The 19,517-nt window shown below is 70.6% G+C and carries 16 protein-coding genes and 1 pseudogene; 6 read left to right on the forward strand and 11 right to left on the reverse strand.

The window, feature by feature from the left end; all coding sequences use genetic code 11:
• Positions 1–111 precede the first annotated feature (111 nt).
• The gene (locus CF165_RS32200) at positions 112–1,563 is read right to left on the reverse strand and encodes a carotenoid oxygenase family protein (RefSeq protein ID WP_093951342.1); all 1,452 of its coding nucleotides are present in this window, start codon (positions 1,561–1,563) and stop codon (positions 112–114) included.
• A 73-nt stretch (positions 1,564–1,636) separates the two neighbouring features.
• Here CF165_RS32200 and CF165_RS32205 point away from each other — a divergent pair, with 73 nt between their 5' ends.
• Positions 1,637–2,344, forward strand: coding sequence for a TetR/AcrR family transcriptional regulator (locus tag CF165_RS32205; protein ID WP_093951343.1), 708 nt, complete (start codon positions 1,637–1,639; stop codon positions 2,342–2,344).
• A 77-nt stretch (positions 2,345–2,421) separates the two neighbouring features.
• On the forward strand, positions 2,422–3,375 hold the full coding sequence (locus tag CF165_RS32210) for an alpha/beta hydrolase (RefSeq protein WP_093951344.1): 954 nt from the start codon (positions 2,422–2,424) through the stop codon (positions 3,373–3,375).
• Between the two features lie 16 nt (positions 3,376–3,391).
• Here CF165_RS32210 and CF165_RS32215 read toward each other — a convergent pair whose 3' ends face one another.
• The 7 genes from CF165_RS32215 to CF165_RS32245 all read right to left on the reverse strand — a co-directional run bounded on the left by CF165_RS32215 (position 3,392) and on the right by CF165_RS32245 (position 10,010).
• On the reverse strand, positions 3,392–4,312 hold the full coding sequence (locus CF165_RS32215) for a sensor histidine kinase (protein WP_093951345.1): 921 nt from the start codon (positions 4,310–4,312) through the stop codon (positions 3,392–3,394).
• A 53-nt stretch (positions 4,313–4,365) separates the two neighbouring features.
• Positions 4,366–4,779, reverse strand: coding sequence for a hypothetical protein (locus CF165_RS32220; RefSeq protein ID WP_093951346.1), 414 nt, complete (start codon positions 4,777–4,779; stop codon positions 4,366–4,368).
• A gap of 180 nt (positions 4,780–4,959) precedes the next feature.
• Positions 4,960–6,255 carry an ATP-dependent Clp protease ATP-binding subunit ClpX gene (gene clpX / locus CF165_RS32225; RefSeq protein ID WP_093951347.1) on the reverse strand — a complete coding sequence of 432 codons (1,296 nt, stop codon included), beginning with the start codon at positions 6,253–6,255 and terminating at the stop codon, positions 4,960–4,962.
• A gap of 232 nt (positions 6,256–6,487) precedes the next feature.
• Positions 6,488–7,141 carry an ATP-dependent Clp protease proteolytic subunit gene (locus CF165_RS32230; protein WP_093951348.1) on the reverse strand — a complete coding sequence of 218 codons (654 nt, stop codon included), beginning with the start codon at positions 7,139–7,141 and terminating at the stop codon, positions 6,488–6,490.
• Between the two features lie 25 nt (positions 7,142–7,166).
• A complete protein-coding gene (locus tag CF165_RS32235) occupies positions 7,167–7,772 on the reverse strand; it encodes a ClpP family protease (RefSeq protein ID WP_086839928.1) in 606 nt (201 codons plus the stop codon).
• 138 nt (positions 7,773–7,910) lie between these two features.
• The gene (gene tig / locus CF165_RS32240; RefSeq protein WP_093951349.1) at positions 7,911–9,290 is read right to left on the reverse strand and encodes a trigger factor; all 1,380 of its coding nucleotides are present in this window, start codon (positions 9,288–9,290) and stop codon (positions 7,911–7,913) included.
• A 129-nt stretch (positions 9,291–9,419) separates the two neighbouring features.
• On the reverse strand, positions 9,420–10,010 hold the full coding sequence (locus tag CF165_RS32245; protein ID WP_093951350.1) for a TetR/AcrR family transcriptional regulator: 591 nt from the start codon (positions 10,008–10,010) through the stop codon (positions 9,420–9,422).
• Positions 10,011–10,149: 139 nt separating this feature from the next.
• On the opposite strand from CF165_RS32245, the gene CF165_RS32250 reads away from it, so the two are divergent.
• Positions 10,150–12,258 carry a fatty acid desaturase gene (locus CF165_RS32250; protein ID WP_093951351.1) on the forward strand — a complete coding sequence of 703 codons (2,109 nt, stop codon included), beginning with the start codon at positions 10,150–10,152 and terminating at the stop codon, positions 12,256–12,258.
• A 96-nt stretch (positions 12,259–12,354) separates the two neighbouring features.
• Here CF165_RS32250 and CF165_RS32255 read toward each other — a convergent pair whose 3' ends face one another.
• Positions 12,355–12,912, reverse strand: coding sequence for a hypothetical protein (locus CF165_RS32255; RefSeq protein ID WP_093951352.1), 558 nt, complete (start codon positions 12,910–12,912; stop codon positions 12,355–12,357).
• 176 nt (positions 12,913–13,088) lie between these two features.
• On the opposite strand from CF165_RS32255, the gene CF165_RS32260 reads away from it, so the two are divergent.
• The 3 genes and pseudogenes from CF165_RS32260 to CF165_RS52865 all read left to right on the forward strand — a co-directional run.
• Complete coding sequence (locus CF165_RS32260) at positions 13,089–14,624, forward strand: sensor histidine kinase (protein WP_093951353.1); 1,536 nt, start codon at positions 13,089–13,091, stop codon at positions 14,622–14,624.
• A gap of 97 nt (positions 14,625–14,721) precedes the next feature.
• Positions 14,722–16,566 (forward strand): ArnT family glycosyltransferase, encoded by a 1,845-nt coding sequence (locus CF165_RS32265; RefSeq protein WP_093951354.1) that lies wholly within the window; start codon positions 14,722–14,724, stop codon positions 16,564–16,566.
• Between the two features lie 101 nt (positions 16,567–16,667).
• Positions 16,668–17,051, forward strand: a pseudogene (locus CF165_RS52865) (GNAT family N-acetyltransferase); the annotation flags it as partial.
• 28 nt (positions 17,052–17,079) lie between these two features.
• On the opposite strand, the gene CF165_RS52870 reads toward CF165_RS52865, so the two are convergent.
• Both CF165_RS52870 and CF165_RS32275 read right to left on the reverse strand, forming a co-directional pair.
• Complete coding sequence (locus tag CF165_RS52870) at positions 17,080–18,348, reverse strand: hypothetical protein (RefSeq protein ID WP_240521894.1); 1,269 nt, start codon at positions 18,346–18,348, stop codon at positions 17,080–17,082.
• Positions 18,345–19,415, reverse strand: a complete 1,071-nt coding sequence (locus CF165_RS32275) for a helix-turn-helix domain-containing protein (RefSeq protein WP_093951356.1) — start codon at positions 19,413–19,415, stop codon at positions 18,345–18,347. Before CF165_RS32275 ends, CF165_RS52870 begins: the two co-directional genes overlap by 4 nt.
• Positions 19,416–19,517 lie beyond the last annotated feature (102 nt).

Here is a 19,517-nt window from a genome sequence, read left to right on the forward strand (position 1 = left end):
GTCGACCCTTCGATCACGGGTGTCCGCGGCCCGACGCGCCGAGCGCCGTGTCCGGAGGGTCGACATGCGTGACTGGAGAGTCGACACGCGTGATTGGAGGGTCGACACGGTTCAGGCGGGCACCCAGTTGCCGTGGAAGCCGTGGGGCACGCGGTCCGGCAGGTGGATCGCGGCGACGGTCTCCAGCGTGCCGGCGTCGAGCAGGGTGAGGTCGCTGCGCTGCGTCGCCGGGTCGAAGACGAAGCCCAGCAGGACCCCGTCGTCCTCGGCCGCCTCATCGTGGCGGGGGACGAAGACGAACTCGCCGGGCTGCCGTCCCGCGCCGAACGCGCGCTCGGCCCGTGCGCCGGTCTCGAGGTCGTGCTTGAACAGGGAGCCGCCGGGCTCCGCGCCACCGTCGGCCGACATCGCGTAGCCGTAGCGGTGGCGACGGCCGACCAGGCGCTCGTCGACGCGCGGGAACTCCTGGCCACGGTCGTCGAGCCGCTCCTCCAGCACCTTGCCCGCGGCCAGGTCGACGGTCCAGCGGTCCAGCGTCGGGCCGCCCTCGCCCGGGCCGTGCAGCTCGGTGTCGAACATCTTCGGGTGGCGCACGACGTCGAGCACGATGCTGTCGCCGTCGTCGTAGGCGTTGAGCGGGTGGAAGACGTAGCACGGCTCGACGTCGAACCAGCGGACGTCGCCACTGCCGCCCTCGCCACTGCCGCCCTCGCGGGGCATGACGCCGATCCGCGCCGGGTACTTCGGGTTCCAGCGGTAGGGCAGGCCGCCGTTCGCGCCGATCTTGCCTGCCATCATCGCGGTCACCGGGTCCGGCACGCGGACCTTGCCGACCATGGCCGACACCACCAGCTTCGCCGGCGTGCGCAGCGCGGCCGGCACGCCGGCGGCGACCGCCATCTCGGCGTTGAACGTCACCGGCAGGTCGTAGAAGACGACGTGGTTCTCGGTCAGCGAGAAGTCGTGCATCATCGGCGAGCCGGTCACCTCGACGTCGACCGTGCGGCGGACGTGGCCTGCCGCGTCGATCACCGAGTACCGGACCTTGTTCCCCAGGCCGAAGAAGTACGAGACGGCGTGCAGTTCGCCGGTGCGCGGGTCGCGTTTGGGGTGGGCGGTGTAGCCGCCCGGCAGCGTGCCGTCGAAGTCGCAGCGGCCGACGGTGTCGAGCTCGTCGGTCAGCTCGTAGATCGGCGCGCCCGCTTCGACCAGGGCGAGCGTCTTGCCCGCGTGGCCGATGACGTTGGTGTTGGCGCCGAGCGCGTCCAGCCCGCAGAACCGGCTCGCGTCCTCGCCGTTCAACGCCGCCGCGACGGCGGGGTTGCGCACCCACCGGTTCCGGTACCACTCGGCCCTGCCGTCGCGCAGGCGCACGCCGTGGACCATGCCGTCGCCCATGAACCAGTGGTAGGCCGCCGGGTCCACCTCGGACAGCGGGTTGGGGCCGTTGCGCAGGTAACGGCCGTCGAGGAACTCGGGGATGCGCCCGGTGACGGCGAGCTCGGTGATCGTGTGCTCCCGGCTGACCGGGGCGAAGTTTCCTTCGAGGAACTTGTTGCCCATGCGTGACCCCTCGACAGCTTCCATAACTCGGTTATGTCTCCATGTATAACAGGGTTATGGGATACTGGCAAGCATGAGCCCGAAACCGCGCGCCTCCGACGTCAAGGCCCGCCTGGTCGAGGCCGCCATCCGGCTGATCGACGACGGCGGCCCCGAAGCCCTGCAGGCGCGGAAGCTGGCGGCCGAGGTCGGCGTCTCGACGATGGCGGTGTACACGCACTTCGGCGGCATGGCCGCGCTGGTCGACGAGGTCGCGCGCGTCGGCTTCCTGCGCCTGTCCGAGCGCCTGGCCGAGGCCGGGGAGACCGACGACCCGGTGGCGGACATCTTCACGATGGCCCGCACCTACCGGCAAGCGGTCGCCGAGCAGCCGCAACTGTTCGCGGTGACGTTCGGCCAGACCGCACCCGGCGGCAAGCGGGCGACGCTGTCCGACCTCACCACCGCGGAAGGCCGCGAAGCCGCCCAGGAGGGCCTGGAGGCGTTCAGCCACATCGTCCGGGCGACCGAGCGGGCCATCCGGGCGGGCCGGTTCCGGCCGGCGGACGAGTACCAGGCGGCCGCTCAGCTGTGGAGCGCCCTGCACGGCTTCGTCACGCTCGAGGCTTCCGGCCACTTCGGCCCCGGCGAACAGGGCATAGACCACATTCTGGTACCCCTCGGGATCACCCTCGCGGTCGGACTCGGGGACACTGTGGAGAGGGCGGGACGCTCGGCCGAGGCCGCGAAGGCGGCTTGGCGGGCGAAGACCCGAAACGCCGGGCAGGGTGATAACGAATAACCCGGTGAACGGGGCGCGAGGGAACGCGGAGCGGGTGCGCGGCGTCCTTATCGAGGGGCCAGGGGGACGGAGACAGGGTGAACGAGCAAAACGGGGACGCGGAGCCCGCCAGGGCGGTCGTCGAGGCGGTCCAGGGCGCCCGGCGGTGGCTCAGCCGCCGTTCGGTGCTCATCGCGGGCGCGTCCGGGCTGGCCGTGACCGGCCTCGCCGTCGGGACCGCGACCGGCACGCTGCCGTTCAGCCAGGCCCTGCAGCGGACGCTGGGCGTCACGTCGTCGAACCCGACGACCCAGCTGGGCAGCACCCGCGTCGAGCGCGTCTACTCCGCGGCCCGCGGCCGGATGGTCGACCTGGTGTTCATCCTGCCGTCGAAGACCCCGCCGAAGGGGCTGCCGATGTCGCTCGCGCTGCACGGCCTGCACGGCAACGCCCGCAGCGCCGTGCCCACCGGCACGCTCAAGCAGCTCGCCAGCGACGTCGCCCGCAAGGCCGTCCCGGCGTTCGGCTTCGTGGCCGTCGACGGCGGCGACAACTACTGGCACCAGGTGCACCCGGGCGACGACCCGATGGCGATGCTGCTGGAGGAGGTCCCGCAGTGGCTGCGCGCCCGCGGCTTCGCCGGCCCGACCGGCCAGCCGTTCGCCTGCACGGGCATGTCGATGGGCGGGTTCGGCGCGCTGGTCTACACGCGCCGCCGGGTCGAGCGGCGCCAGCCGCCGGCCGCCGTCGCGACGCTGGCCCCGGCGCTGATCACGTCGTGGGACGAGATGGCCAAGCGGCACATCTTCACCGGCCTCCAGGACTGGACCGCGCTCGACCCCCTGCGGCACATCGACGAGACGAAGAGCGTGGCCAACGGCATCTGGTGCGGCACGGAGGACTCGTTCATCACCGGCGTCCGCCGCTACATCGAGGCGGCGCACCCGGCGGTGGCGCACACGGCGCACGGCAAGCACGGCGACTCGTTCAACCGGACGGTGGTGCCCAGCCTGATCAGCTTCCTCGGCAAGCACGTCCCCCGCGCCGACTGAGACCCGCGCCGGCCCGTCAGCGGGCGAAGTGGACGCGGGTCGTCGTGCGGCCCGGGACCCAGTACGTGCGGACCAGGTCGGCGAGCCGGTTCACCAGCAGCAGGCCGCGGCCGCCCAGGGTCGTCGGCGACGGCGGGATGCGGCCGGCCAGTGGCTCGGCGATCGTCCCGCCGTCGCTCACCTCGCCGACCACCTGCGACGGCTCCGCCCACAGCCGCAGCACGCCGGTCCCGCCGCCGTAGAGCACGCTGTTCGTGGTCAGCTCGGCGATGGCCAGGGCGAAGTCGTCCCGCCGCGGCCGGCGCAGGCCGTGCCGCGCGGCCCAGATCTCCGCGAAACCGCGCAACGACCCCAGCTGCCCCAGGTCGAACCGGCGCTCGACGACCCCCGCCGGCGGCACGAGCGGCCGCGTGAAGTCCCTGCGCACGCCGTCGGGGTCGAAGCGCGGGCTGACGAACGGCCCGGCCAGGCCCCACAGCTCCGGGTGCGTGCGTTCGGCGTCGGCCAGGACCGGCGGCGGCAGCGCCCCGACGTCGTACGGGCAGAGGACGGCCAGGTCGCGGCCCGCGAAGGCGTTGTTGATGAGCGCTTCGTGCACCACGCACGCGGGATATTCGACGTCGCTGCGGCCGGCCCAGATCGGCTCGCCCACGATCCGCACCGGGCCCGCGTGCCCGCCGGCGAAGGCGTGCAGAACCGACGGCAGGATGGCCCCGGGGTTGCGGCCCGCCTGCTGCATGTCGATCAGGCGGACTTCGTTCGCGCGGTCTTCCAGCGCCTTCTCGATGAGCAGCAGGTTGCGGCCGGGGACGGCGACAGCCACCGGCTCACCGCGGTCGAGACCTTCGAGGAGGAACGGAACGACACCGTCGACGTACTCGGTGTCACCGCGATAGAAGAGCGCCGGATGCCGGAACGGCCTGAGGGCATCTACCACGCAAGCGGCTTACCCCACCATCGGCCGGTTCAAACGCGGCTGATGGCGGGAATTCACTCCACCCAACGGCCCACGACGGAGATCAGCCAGAAGCCGACCATGGTCGCGAGGGCGAACAGCAGCACCCAGTTGAACAGCTGACGCCGCGCGGTCACCCCACGGGCCTGCCACAGGCCGTAGCCCGCGACGACGAACAACGGGACGGGAATCAGCGGCAAGGGCGACAACCGCGCCACCACGGCCACGACGCACGTGCCGGTGAACACGGCCAGCATGCCCATCAGCACGCGGTTCAGCCACGGGTACCGGTCGACGACCGACGCGATCACGCGCTCGCTCAGCTCACGGAACCCCAGCACCGTCCCCGCCGGGGCATCCCCGGTGGGCACCGGGGCCGGTGGCGGGGGCGCCTGCACGCCTCCGCCGGAGGCGGTGCCCCCGGGACCCGGGAAAGAGTCAGCAGTCATTCAGCTTTCCTGTCGGGTCTCCGGGCCCGTGCGGCCCGGAGAGTGCGCTAGTGCATGGCGACGATCCGGCGAAGCCAACCACACCCGAACCCGGCCCGGCCGACAGGCCCCGCGATCGCGCCGCCCAGGGCGACGCGATCGCGGACGCGGGTTCGCCGACAGACATCGTGACGCTCCGGGTCAGGCCGACTTCTCGCCGCGCTCACTGCGCGCGCGCCGCGTCGGCTGCCGGGCGACGATCGTCGGGTTCACGTTCTCCCGGACCGTCTGCTCGGTGATGACGACCTTCGCCACGTCGTCGCGGCTCGGGATGTCGTACATGACCGGCTGCAGCACCTCTTCCATGATGGCGCGCAGCCCGCGGGCACCCGTGCCCCGCAGGACCGCCTGGTCGGCGATGGCCTCGAGCGCGGTCTTGGTGAACTCGAGCTCGACGTTGTCCATCTCGAAGAGCTTCTTGTACTGCTTCACCAGGGCGTTGCGCGGCTGGGTGAGGATGCTGACCAGCGATTCCTTGTCCAGGTGGTTGACCGTCGCCACGACCGGGAGCCGGCCGATGAACTCCGGGATCAGCCCGAACTTGATCAGGTCCTCCGGCATCGTGTCGGAGAAGACGTCGCTCTCCTCGATCTCGGACTTCGTGCGGATCTCCGCGCCGAAGCCGAGGCCGCGCTTGCCGACCCGCTCGTTGATGATCTTCTCCAGCCCGGCGAACGCGCCGGCCACGATGAACAGCACGTTCGTCGTGTCGATCTGGATGAACTCCTGGTGCGGGTGCTTCCGGCCGCCCTGCGGCGGCACGGAGGCGGTCGTGCCCTCGAGAATCTTCAGCAGCGCCTGCTGGACGCCCTCGCCGGAGACGTCCCGGGTGATCGAGGGGTTTTCGCTCTTGCGGGCGATCTTGTCGACCTCGTCGATGTAGATGATCCCGGTCTCGGCCCGCTTGACGTCGTAGTCCGCCGCCTGGATGAGCTTGAGCAGGATGTTCTCGACGTCTTCGCCGACGTAACCGGCCTCGGTGAGCGCCGTGGCGTCCGCGATCGCGAACGGCACGTTCAGCAGCTTCGCGAGCGTCTGCGCGAGGTAGGTCTTACCGCACCCGGTGGGGCCGAGCATCAGGATGTTCGACTTGGCGAGCTCGACCGACTCCTCCTTGGAGTCCTTCGGCCCGGCCTTGTCGTCCGCCTGGATCCGCTTGTAGTGGTTGTAGACCGCTACCGCGAGGGTCCGCTTGGCGTCTTCCTGGCCGATGATGTACTGCTCGAGGAACTCGTGGATGTCGGCGGGCTTGGGCAGCTCGTCGAGCTTGACGTCGCCGGCCTCGGCCAGCTCCTCCTCGATGATCTCATTGCAGAGGTCGATGCACTCATCGCAGATGTAGACCCCGGGGCCGGCAATGAGCTTCTTCACCTGCTTCTGGCTCTTCCCGCAGAAAGAACACTTCAGCAGGTCTCCGCCGTCACCGATCCGTGCCATGGCCGTTGACCTCGTCCCCTCCGGCGCGGGTTTCCACGCCTGACTGTGTTGCGACGGTGCGGCCCTGCCGCACTGTGGATACGAGCGGGGCCTCACGCATTGCCACTGACGGTACCCGTCCGATGCCGTGAGCGGGAACACCCACGGGCTTCGGGCAGCACGTCAGAGGACGACCCTAAACCAGGATGCCGGTGTGTGTCGTCTTCTCGGCACACACCGGCCCGGCGGATCGCTACAGAGCCGACGCCTTGCGGTACGGCAGCACCTCGTCGATGATGCCGTACGCCTTGGCCTCCTCGGCCGTCAGGATCTTGTCGCGCTCGATGTCGGTCCGGATCTGGTCCGGGTCCTTGTTCGTGTGCTTGGCCAGGATGACCTCCATCTGGCGCCGCACCCGCTGGATCTCGTTCGCCTGGATCTCCAGGTCGGAGACCTGGCCGTAGGTGCCCTCGGTGGCCGGCTGGTGGATCAGCACGCGCGAGTTCGGCAGCGCGTAGCGCTTGCCCGGCGTGCCGGCCGCCAGGAGCACCGCGGCCGCCGAGGCGGCCTGGCCCAGGCAGTACGTCTGGATGTCCGGGCGGACGAACTGCATGGTGTCGTAGATCGCCATCAGCGAGGTGAACGAGCCACCCGGCGAGTTGATGTAGACCAGGATGTCGCGGTCCGGGTCCTCGTGCTCGAGGTGCAGCAGCTGGGCCATCACGTCGTTGGCCGACGCGTCGTCCACCTGCACGCCGAGGAAGATGACCCGCTCTTCGTACAGCTTGTTGTACGGGTTCGACTCTTTGACGCCGTAGCTGGTGCGCTCGACGTAGGACGGCAGAATGTACCGCGACTGGGGGATGTTCGGGGCCCGGAAGTCACCCGGGAGCCTGAAGTTGCTCATCGAAAGTCTCCTTGGTGCTTCGGGCTCAGCGGGAGCCCGCGCGGGCGATGTCGGCGGTCAGGACGTGGTCCACGAACCCGTAGTCCTTCGCCTCCTGGGCGGTGAACCAGCGGTCGCGGTCGCCGTCCTTGATGATCTGCTCGACCGTCTGCCCGGTCTGGTCCGCGGTGATCCGGGCCAGTTCCTGCTTCCACTTGTTGAACAGGTCGGCCTGGATCGCGATGTCCGACGCCGTACCGCCCACACCGGCCGACGGCTGGTGCATCAGGATGCGCGCGTGCGGCAGCGCGTAGCGCTTGCCGGGCGTGCCCGAGGAGAGCAGGAACTGCCCCATCGAGGCCGCCATGCCCATCGCGTAGGTCGCGACGTCCGGGCGGATCAGCTGCATGGTGTCGTAGATGGCGAACCCGGCGGTGACCGAGCCACCCGGCGAGTTGATGTAGAAGCGGATGTCGGACTCGGCGTCGTCCGCGTCGAGCAGCAACAGCTGCGCGGTGATCCGGTTGGCGATCTCGTCGTTGACCTCGGAGCCGAGGACGACGATGCGCTCCTGGAGCAACCGCTCGAACACCGAGTCGGTGAGGGTGAGCCCTGCGGTACCGGTCCGCGCCTCGGGCGTGTGCTGCGTCACGTCTGCCTGCCTTTTCGCCGGCGGCGGCCCGGTGCTGACGGCCACCGCTGTCGTTTCAGATGCTTGAGATCTTGTAACCGACCCTAACGAACTTGGGCGGCGCGGAATGCCCGACACCGCCCAAGTTCGCTCACAGCTTCACTCCGCCGGAGTCTTGGCCGTTTCGTCGGTGACCTGCGTCTCCTCGGCTGCCGGCTCCTCGGTGCCGAACAGCTCCGAGAGGTCGACCTCGGCGCCGGAGCCGTCGGTCACGGTGGTCTTGCGGACCACGGACGCGAGGGCCTTGCCGCGCCGGACGTCGGCGTAGATCGCGGTCAGCTGGCCCGACTGCTGGGCACGCTGGACGTACTCGTCCGGGCTGATCCCGAAGCGCTGGGCCTGGTAGATGATCCGCTCGGTGAGCTCGCCGTCGTTGACCGACACCTCTTCCTTGTCGGCGATGGTGTCCAGCAGCAGCTGCGTGCGGACGGCCTTCTCCGACTCGGTGCGGGTCTCCGCGTCGAACTCCTCGAGCGTGCGGCCCTCGGCCTCGAGGGCCTGCGCGAACTGGGCCTCGTCGTGGTCGAACGGGTGGATCGCGTCGTGCTTGCGGTTCTCGATCTCGGCGTCGAGGACCTTCTCCGGGATCGGCACCTCGGTGCGCTCCAGGAGCTCGTCGAGGACCTTGTCGCGGGCTTGGACGCCCTGCTGCATTTTCTTGACGCGGGCGAGGCGCTCGCGCAGGTCGTTCTTGAGTTCTTCGATCGTGTCGAACTCGCTGGCCATCTGGGCGAACTCGTCGTCCGCCTCGGGCAGCTCGCGCTGCTTGACCGACTGGACGGTGACGGTCACCTCGGCGTCCTTGCCGGCGTGCTCACCGGCGACGAGCTGGGTGGTGAACGTCTTCGTGTCGCCGGCGTTCGCGCCGACGATCGCCTCGTCGATGCCGTCCACGAGCTGGCCGGAGCCGATCTCGTAGGACAGCCCCGAGGTGGCGGCCTCCTCGACGGCCTCGCCGTCGACGGTCGCGGCCAGGTCGATCGAGACGAAGTCGCCGTTCTCGGCCGGGCGGTCGACGCCGGTCAGCGTGCCGAAGCGGGCGCGCAGCTCGTCGAGCTGCTCGTCGACCTCCGCCTCGGTCAGCTCGACGTCGTCGACGGTGATCTCGAAGCCCTCCAGGTCGGGCAGCTCGATCTCCGGGCGCACGTCGACCTCGGCGGTGAACTCCAGGACGTCGCGGTCCTCGAGCTTGGTGACGTCGAACTCGGGGTTGCCGAGCGTGCGCACCTCGTTCGCCCGGACGGCCTCGATGTACTTCGCCGGGATGGCCTCGTTGACGACCTCGTCGAGCACCGGGCCGCGCCCGATCCGGCTTTCCAGGACGCGAGCGGGCGCCTTGCCGGGCCGGAAGCCCGGGATGCGCACCTGCTGGGCGATCTTGCGGTAGGCGCGGTCGAAGTTCGGCTGAAGCTCGTCGAACGGCACCTCGACATTGATCTTCACTCGCGTCGGGCTGAGCTGCTCGACGGTGCTCTTCAAGGTCTTCTCCTCGAGCGGTAACGATTGTGCTGGACAATCCTGCGGAAACGTCCCCTGGTCGCCTTCGGACCGGGACGTCCGAGTCTAGGCCAGTGGCCTCGGCCGCCGGGGCGGGGGCTACCTGCAGCGTCAGGCGCCGAGCATCCGGCCGATCACCCAGCGCATCTGCCCGGTCGCGTGTTCGACCGACCCGCTCGGCTGCACCAGGTGCGACAGCAGCAGCCGGACGATGGCTTCGACGGCGACCGTCCATTCCGACGGGCTCAGCCGCACCTCGGGGTAGCACCGGGCGAACACCGCCGCCACGGTGTCGACGGACCGCTCGAGCACCCCCTCGGACCGGGTGGTGAGCAGCGGGAGGAAGTCGTCGCGGCCGCCCTTCGGGCAGCCGAGCGCGACCACCAGCAGCGGGTTGCCCCTGGCGGCTTCGAGGGTCTGGCCGAACGCGGCGGTGACGCCGTCGACGGGATGACCCGGGTAGGCGGCGACGACCTCGGTCACTCGCTCGGTGAAGCGGCCGGTCTCACGCAGCACGAGCGCCTCGGCGAGTTCGGCCTTGGAACCGAGTTCGTTGTACACGGTCTGCCTGCTGACGCCGACGTGCGCGGCCAGCTTGCCCATCGTCACGGCGGCCCAGCCCTCCGCGGCGATGAGGTCGGACGCCGCGGCCAGCAGCCGTTCCCGGGTGCGCACGGGGGCGGGAGGGGTGGCGACGTTCACAAGGCAAGCTTACCCGCCGCTTGCATTCAGGCTGGCGGACACCTTTTTTCGAAGCCTGCCAGAACGTTTACAAACATCCCGGGGTTGTCTACGGTGACTCCCGCCTCGCCAGGAGCTTCTCGACCGAGGAGACCGCTCGATGCCCGTCGTCGATACCCCGCCGCGTGGCTCCGGGACGTCCGCACCGTCCCCGGCGCCCGCGACCGGCGTGCCGGCCTCCCCCGCGGTGCCTTCGCCCCGCATCCCGCTGCCCCGCGTGTCGGTGCCGACCCTCCTGCTGTTCGCCGGCGGCGTCGCGTTGTGGGTCACCGCGACCTGGCTGCTGCTCGCCGGAGTGGCGCCTGCTGTGTTCACCGTGCCCCTGCACGCGATCGTCACCTTCACGATGTTCACCGTGGTGCACGAATCCGCGCACCACGCCGCAGGAAAGCTGACGTGGGTCAACGAGACACTGGGCAGGCTGGCGATGCCGTTCGTCGCCGTCTACGCGTCGTTCCCCCTGCTCCGGTTCATCCACAGTGAACACCACCGCAACACGAACGCGGACTCGCACACCGATCCGGACGCGTGGACGTCGCAGGGATCCTGGTGGTCGCTGCCGTTCCGCTGGCTGACCATCGACTTCTGGTACGCCCGCTTCTACACGGCTCGCGTGCGCAGCCGCCCGGCATCGGAACGGGCGGAGACGATCCTGGTGCTGTCCGTGGCGTTCGCGGCGGCCGCGGCGCTGCTCGCCTGCGGCCACGGCCGGGCACTGCTGCTGGGGTACGTGCTGCCGCAGCGGATCGGGCTCGCCGTGCTGGCCTGGTGGTTCGACTGGCTGCCGCACCACGGCCTGCCCGCCGCGAAGCCGCGGGACAAGTTCGGCACCACGCGGGTGCGGGTGGGGCTGGAATGGCTGATGACGCCGATGATGCTGTTCCAGAACTACCACCTGGTGCACCACCTCCACCCCGCCGTGCCGTTCTACCGCTACCTGCGGGCGTGGAAGGACAACCGCGAGGCGTACCTGGCCCGCGACGTCCCGATCATCACGGCGTGGGGCCGCGAGCTGACGCCGTCGGAGTACCGCGCGTGGCGGCGGCTGACCGAGGACCTCGGCTGCCCCGAGGCCTCCCCGGAACTGCCGCCGCTGGGCCCCAGCCGGTTCCACCGGCTGCGCGTGCGGCGGGTGCGGGCGCTGACCGCGGACGCCGTAGAGATCACCTTCGAGGTGCCGGAGCACCTGGCGCCGGAGTTCCGCTTCCGCCCGGGTCAGCACGTGGCGGTCCGCGCGGTGCTCGACGGCAACCCGGTGCGGCGGACGTACTCGATCTGCGCGCAGGCGGGCTCGGGTGAGCTGCGGATCGCGGTGAAGCGGCGTCCCGGCGGCGCGTTCTCCGGCTTCGCGACCACGACGCTGGCCGCGGGCGATTTCCTCGACGTCCTGCCGCCCTCCGGCGCGTTCACGTTCACCCCGGAGCCAACGCGGGCCGCGCACCACGTCGCGCTGGCCGCCGGCAGCGGCATCACGCCGGTGCTGTCGATCCTGGTCAGCGCGCTGACCGAGGAACCGCACAGCCGGGCGACGCTGCTGTACGTCAACACCTCGGGCGCCACGACGTTGTTCGCGCCGGAGCTGAGCGCGCTCGCCGAGGGCTTCGGCGGACGGCTGCACGTCGTCCACTACCGCACCGACGAGCGCGACCCCGACCTGCACACCCACCGGCCCCGGCACTTCGACACGATCGGCGAGGCGCTCGCCATTTCGCACGAGCGGTACCAGCGCGGGCGGCTCGACGCGACCCGGTTGCGCGCGCTGCTCCAGAACCGGCTGCACCCGGCGAAGGTCGACGAGTGGTTCCTGTGCGCGCCGCGCGGCCTGGTGGACCTCGCCCGGCGCACCCTGGCCGACGCGGACGTCCCGGAGGAGAACGTCCACTTCGAACTGTTCCGCGGCGCGGCGCCCCCGCTCGACCCGGCGGGCACGGCGGCCCGGGTGGCGGTGACGCTGGGCGGGACGACGACGTGCGTACGCGCCGAAGCCGGCGAAACGGTGCTGGACGCCGCGCTGCGGGCGGGGTTCGAGGTGCCGTACTCGTGCACGGGCGGCGCGTGCGGCACCTGCCGGGCGACGCTGCGGCACGGCCAGGTCGACATGGACGTCCGCTACGCGCTGACCGAGGACGACGTCGCGGCGGGCCGGATCCTCACCTGCCGCTCCCGCGCGACGACGCCGGAGGTCACGGTCGACTACGACCGCCGCTGACCCGCCTCCCTTGCCTGCGGCGCCCCGGATGTCATGAACGACTCTTTCCTGTCATCCGGCGACAGGAAGAGTCGTTCATGACGTGGGGCGCCGGGCTCAACCGGTCCGGGTGGGCGCTCCCGAGGGCGGGGTGCCCTGGCCGCCACCGGGTGCCTGGGCGCCGGTTTCCCCGTCCGTCACCGACGTCGCCGTCGCCGTGCTGCCGGACTCCGTGGCCACCACCGTGACGGTGTCCCCGGTCGCCAGGCCCGTCGCCTGCGCCGACGTGATCGTGTACGTCTTCGAGAACCCGTCGTCGCTCTTCGCGGTCAGCGATGTCGCGCTCAGCTCCGTCACCTCGCCCGTTTGCATGATCTTGGTGACGTAGCCGCCGTTTCCGTCGGACGACACGTATTCCCCGTGCAGTGCCGAGCCCAAGCCGCCGGCGCCGCGCGGGCCGCCGGTCATGCCGCCCGGCCCCGCCTGGGAATCCGTCGCGGCCGACGACGACGAAGCGGCCCAGACCGCCGCTCCCCCGCCGGCCACGATCGCCGCCGCGACGGCGCCCGCGGCGATCTTCTTGCCCGGCGACCAGCCCGGCCGCGGGGCCGTGCCCGGCGCGGGCGCCGCGCCCCACGTCTGTTCCGGTGTGGACGGTGCGTGCGGTGTGGTCATGATGGTGCTCCTCAACGAGATCGTTCGGTGCGATCCACGGTGGAGTCACCGGCTGTGCGCGGACTGTGCCTGCCGTCAGCCGTTCCTGTGACCGGAGAATTCGGGCACCGGCCGGTCACAGCGGCCTCACAGGCAGCACACAAGCCGCACACACGGCACGGACCGACGCTGGATCCATGGCCGCGCGAACCGTCCCGCCACGCCCCCGCCGGGGGCGGCTTTCGCTGCGCGCGAAACTGACCGGCTCGATGGTCGTGCTGCTCACCGTGGTGTGCCTGATCATCGGGGTCGTCAGCGAGTTCGCGCTCGACGTGTTCCTCACCCGCCAGGTCGACCAGCAGCTGTCGGCCGCGGCGAACCGCTCGCTGGTCTTCGCGAGCAACGCCCCGCCGCAGAACCTGGGCCCGCCGCCGGACCAGCTGGGCCAGCACCCGCTCGGGCAGAACGTCGGCACGGTGAGCGCCACCTTCTCAGGGCAGCTGCTCGTCCGCGACGACAGCATCTCCGAACACGGCGGATGGCTGGACCTCAGCCCCGCCCAGCAGGCCGTCATGCTCTCGGTGCCCGCCGACGGCAAGCCGCACACGATGTCCTTCGACGACCTTGGCGAGTACCGGCTGATGGCGCTGCCGGTCACCGGGACGTCCGATGTCGTCGTGACCGGCCTGCCGATGAAACCGGTCGACGACACGCTGCTCACGGTCGGGCTGATCCTGTTCGGCGTGGCCGCCGCGGGCGTGCTCGGCGCGGCCTTCCTCGGCGCGTTCGCGGTCCGCCGCACGCTGCGCCCGCTCGACCGCGTCGCGGCCACCGCCGGGCGCGTCACCGAGCTGCCGCTCGACCGCGGCCAGGTGGCGCTGTCCATCCGCGTCCCCGAGGCCGACACCGACCCGCGGACGGAGGTCGGCCAGGTCGGTTCGGCCTTGAACCTGATGCTCGGCCACGTCGCGCAGGCCCTCGAAGTGCGCCATGACAGCGAAATCCGCGTCCGGCAGTTCGTCGCGGACGCCAGCCACGAGCTGCGGACGCCGCTGGCCGCGATCCGCGGGTACGCCGAACTGGCCGCCCGCGGCAGCGCGCTGGTGCCGCCGGACGTCGCGCACTCGATGGGCCGGATCCAGTCCGAAGCCGTCCGGATGACCGCGCTCGTGGAGGACCTGCTGCTGCTCGCGCGGCTCGACGGGGGCCGCCCCCTGGACGTGCGGGAGGTCGACCTCACCCGGCTCGTCGCCGACGCCGTCGGCGACGCCCAGGTCGCCGGGCGCGGCCACCGGTGGCTGCTCGAGCTGCCCCCGGAGCCGGTGCTCGTGCTCGGCGACGTCCAGCGCCTGCACCAGGTGCTGGCGAACCTGCTGGCGAACGCCCGCACGCACGCCCCGCCCGGCACCACGGTGGTGACCGCGCTGGCGCGCTCGGCCGACGGCAGCAGCGTGCTCACGGTGACCGACAACGGACCCGGCATCCCGCCGGACCTGCTGCCGGACGTCTTCGAGCGGTTCGCCCGCGGCGACTCCTCGCGCTCCCGCACCGCCGGCAGCACCGGGCTGGGGCTGGCGATCGCGTCGGCCGTCGTCGTCGCCCACCACGGCACGATCGAGGTGCACAGCCGTCCCGGCCGGACCGAGTTCGCGGTGCGCCTCCCCGTGGCCGTTCCCGCACAGCGGGTGCACAGCATCGGCACAACCCGGCCCCAGCTCGGCACCGGAAGCTGATCTCATGACCGCTGTGACATCCGGGGCTTCGCCCCGGGCCGGGGGCTCCGCCACCCGGAACCCCCGGAAAGCCGCTCTCGCGTCCCGCGAAACCGTTGTGGCTCCTTCAGCTCCCGCCCGCTCTTCGTGGCACCGCCCGGCTTTGGCCGTCCTGCTGCTCGGAACCGCCGTGCTCTACCTGTGGGGCCTCGGCGCCTCCGGCTGGGCCAACGCGTTCTACTCCGCGGCTGCCCAGGCGGGCTCGCAGAGCTGGAAGGCGCTGTTCTTCGGCTCGAGCGACGCGGCGAACGCGATCACGGTCGACAAGACCCCGGCGGCGCTGTGGGTCATGGGCCTGTCGGCCCGGCTGTTCGGCGTCGACGCGTGGAGCATCCTGGTGCCGCAGGCGCTGATGGGCGTGGGCTCGGTCTGGCTGCTGTACGCGACCGTGCGCCGCACGTCCGGGCCGGCCGCGGGGCTGGTCGCCGGGCTGGTGCTGGCCCTGACGCCCGCCGCGGCGCTGATGTTCCGGTTCAACAACCCGGACGCGCTCCTGGTGCTGCTGCTGGTCGCGGGCGCGTACTGCGTGGTCCGCGCGCTGGAGAAGGCGAGCCCGCGCTGGCTCGCGCTGGCCGGCGTGGCCGTCGGCTTCGGCTTCCTGGCCAAGATGCTGCAGGCGTTCCTCGTGCTGCCCGCGTTCGCGGTCGCCTACCTCGTCGCCGCGCCGGTGTCCCCGGGCAAGCGGTTGCTGCACCTGCTGGGCGCGCTTGTCTCCACATTGCTGGCGGCGGGCTGGTACCTGGTGGTCGTCGCACTGTGGCCGGCGGCTTCGCGGCCCTACATCGGCGGATCCCAGACGAACTCGCTGTGGGAATTGGTCTTCGGGTACAACGGCTTCGGCCGCATCACCGGCGACGAGGTCGGCAGCGTCGGCGGCGGCGCGGGCCGCGGCTGGGGCTCGACCGGGCTGACCAGGCTGTTCGGCAGCGAGATGGCGGGCGGGATCGCCTGGCTGATCCCGGCGGCGCTGCTCGCGCTGGGCGCGGGCCTGTGGTTCACCCGCCGGGCCCCGCGCACCGACCGCTCCCGCGCGGCGCTCCTGCTGTGGGGCGGCTGGCTCCTGGTGACGGCGCTGGTGTTCAGCTACATGAGCGGCATCATCCACCCGTATTACACGGTGGCACTGGCCCCGGCGGTGGGCGCGCTCGTCGGTACGGCAGCGGTCCAGCTGTGGCGCCTCCGCTCGCACGCGTTGGCATCCGGCCTGCTCAGCGGCGGCGTCGCACTGACCGCAGTGACGACATACCTGGTGCTGTCGGGGTCGTCTTGGCAGCCGTGGCTGGCACCGACGGTGCTGGTGGGCGGGCTGCTCGCGGCGGTGGCGCTGTTCTTCGCGGCGCACCTGACGCGTTGGGCGGCCGGTTTCGTCGCAGCGCTCGCGCTCGTGGTGCTGCTGTCCGGCACGGGCGCGTACACACTGGCCACAGCGGCGACCACGCACAGCGGAGCGATCCCGTCGGCTGGGCCTTCGTCCGGCTTCGGCGGCCGCTTCGGCGGCGGCCCTGGCGGCTTCGGCGGCGGTCGTGGCGGCGGCCCTGGGGCCCTGCTGTCGACGACCTCGCCGGGCGCTTCGCTCGCCGCGTTGCTCCAGCAGGGCGCGTCGCATTACAAGTGGGTGGCCGCCACGGTGCTCTCGAACGCGGCAGCGGGGTATCAGCTGGCCAGCGGGGCGCCGGTGATGGCTGTGGGCGGGTTCAACGGGACGGATCCATATCCGACGCTGGAGCAGTTCCAGCAGTACGTCACGGCCGGGCAGATCCACTACTTCCTTGGCGACGGCATGACGATGCAGGGTTCGAGCGGCTCGGACGCGGCCCAGCAGATCGCCGAGTGGGTGGCTTCGCGCTTCCCGTCGTCGACGGTCGACGGTGTAACGGTTTACGACCTCACCGCGACCGTGTGACACACGACGAAAGCAGGGTGTGACGGCTCCGACCTGGTCAAAGACCGGCTCACTCCGGCAGACTGGTCGGTGCGGCGCCCAGGCGAACAGGAGTCACGGCGATGACCGAGCTCTACATACGGTCGGCCTGCTCCGCGGACCTTGAACCCTTCGCCGCGGCCTTCGGTGACCACCGCTACTTCACCGATCGGCTCACTCGTCAGAAGAATGGCCGCGGCGTGCTGTTCCTGGCGTGGCTGGACTACAGCCTCGCGGGCAACGTCTACCTGTGGCTGGAAGAGGCCGAAGAACGGCCGATCCGCGAGCAGCTGCCCGGCGTCGCGTTGCTGACCCACCTGCAGGTCCGCGACGAGCTCCGCAACCGCGGCGTGGGACAGGCCCTGGTCGCCGCGGTCGAGCGACGGCTGGTGGAGGCGGGTCGCGACCGGGTCGCCTTGGCCGTCCTGACGGACAACCACGACGCGGCTCGCCTCTACGACCGGCTCGACTACCGGGACTGGGGCCACGGTGAGGTCATTTGCTACGCCCAGAGAAGGCTCCCTGGCGGCGGGATCCTTGAAGAACCTGAACGGTGCCATGTGCTGACGAAAGACCTGGCGAAGCCTTCGGCGCCGCCCCCTCGTACCGAGTCGAGCGTGGTCGGCGTTTCCCGCCAGGGGTGATCCGGCCGTCGATGCCCGGCTGGGCGAAGCCGGCGATCCCCAACATGGCGAGGGTGTGCTCGATATCGGCGCGCTCACCGTAGTCCCGCCGGAGCCAGGTGACGTGATTGCGCCACCGCACGCAGTCCGCTTGCCAGGCACGCAGGTACCGCACGCAGAGGTCCGGCGTGATCTCCTTACTGCTGCTGATCGCCGCTTCGAGAGCGCGGGCCATCTTCGCCTTCTCCGCCGGGGCGATCGCCGAGTCCCGGATCCGGGCCACTGTCGTACTGATGGTCTGCCGCCGGTGGGCCAGGAACTCGGCCCAGTAGACGTCATTCGCTTCGGCCGGCGCACGACCGCTGTGCAGCAGGCCGTAAACCCCCTCGGCCAGCGTGTCGCCCAGTTCCTCCGCGCGGGCGCGCCGGGGGTTGTAGGGATCGTAGGGACGCTGGATCGCCGTTCCGGTCACCGCCGGCGACCGGAGAGTCCGGCCGTCGAGCAGGAAGAACCAGTCCTCGTTGTAGATGTTGGGGAAGAACGAACTGAAGGCCTCTTCCCCGACCACGAGCGCGCCACCGCCGATGAACGACTCCTGGGGCGCGCCGACGCCGCGGAGCGCGTGGCACACGACCGAGTTGTCCGGCATCCCCGCGTTCCGGAGGCCGACCACCGGGTGATCCCGCAGCAATCCTGCCGCCGCGGCCAGGTCCTCGGGCTCGGGCAGCACGATGTCGTCGTCGAGGAAGAGGATCCGCTTCCAGCCGGTGAGGAGCGCGATGAGCAGGCCGAGGTTGCGCTTGAGGCTGGTGTCCACTTTCCGGTGGAACTCGGTGCCACGGAGCAGTTTGTCGGTCGCGAACGCAGGCACGAGCCACCGGGGCAGAAGATCGGTGTCAATCGCCGTCACCCGGACGCCGGCCTGCCTTGCGGCCAGCGCGGCGCTCAAGGCGTTGGCCTCCAGGCTGCACAGCAGCACCAGGTGTGCGTTGGCCTGCCTGGCCGCGCTGATGGCCGCCGGCAACTCGGAGACGGCGCGTCCGTGGGGCACGATGATCGCATCCAGGACGGCCCGCGGGGCCTCGCCGGCCTCGACGCTGGTCAGCAGGCCGGCGTGCGTTCGGTGTTGCCGCGCGTTCACTCGGCCTCAGGCCACTCGTGCAACCGGTTTTCCTCGAGTGTCCAATCGGGAGTCAATCCCTGACCGGCCACCACCGGAACCCGGCTGATGATGCTGAACGACTCGGCCTCGCCGAACCGTTTCCGCAGGTATTCGCGGTTTCGATCACGAAACCGCTCGTCCGTCAGCGCGCGGACCGCGCCGAGCGTGCCACGTCCGTACATACCATTGCATACGGTCACGGAGCGCTTTCGGTTGAACGGACTCACCCCGCGGTAGAAATGTGCCACGTCTTCCAACAGGTGACCCTTACTGTCCAGCTGAGGTGGGAAGAGCACGGACCCGCTCTCGCGCTGCACCAGGAACCCGCCGGGCTCACTGGTCGGCGCATCGTCGTTCCGGACGACTTGTTCCACCGGGAGGTCGACGCGCTCGATGACGTCGCGGGTCACGGTGTTCCAGTCGACGCCACCGAGGAGTACGAGGTGGGTCGTGTAGTGGTCCGGGGTCAGCTGGTCCGTCGTGTGGAAGCTGACATGGTTCTTGGGGTTGACAGACCTGATGTGTCCGAACAACTCGATCAAGGCGTCGGGATCGGCGTAAGTGTACAGAGTGGTGAAGTCCGCACTTTCCGGGTCCGCATAGGACAGATGCTGCCGCAGTACCGCCGGGAGCAGGGCGCAGACGATCGTGACGTCCTCGTTCTCGGGGAACCGCCAGACGTCCAGTTCAGGCTCGGCGGTGTGCTCACGTCCGTCGCGGAGCCACAGCAGCTCCTCGAGCAACTCGTCGTGCCGCTGCCGCTCGTCGTCCGTCAGCTCATCGAGTGAAAGGACATGCACGGACGTCCCGCTCACGGACCGCCGTGTGGCGAACAGCAGCGCGTAGGCGTTCAACCGCCGGACCGGTGGGGCGACAGGCCGGTCGGTGTTCTCCCACGAGGAGATGAGCGAGACGCTGAGGGGCCTGCTCCCGCCGAGCGCCTGGGCCAGCTGCGCCTGGGTGATGCCCGCGTCGGGCCACTGCTCCTCCCTCAGCGCACGCAGACGCCGAGCGAGCGCAGGCCGGCGCGACTCGGCTGGGGACACGGCTGAGCCGCCCTTCAGTAAATTTCAGTAACGTGAGCAGAGGCACAATTGTACACGGATGGACGAGTTTCGCTCGAAGCCGCATCGCGACCGTAACCGAGC

The sequence above is a fragment of the Amycolatopsis vastitatis genome, assembly GCF_002234595.1.
In the GTDB taxonomy this organism is placed as follows: Bacteria; Actinomycetota; Actinomycetes; order Mycobacteriales; family Pseudonocardiaceae; genus Amycolatopsis; species Amycolatopsis vastitatis.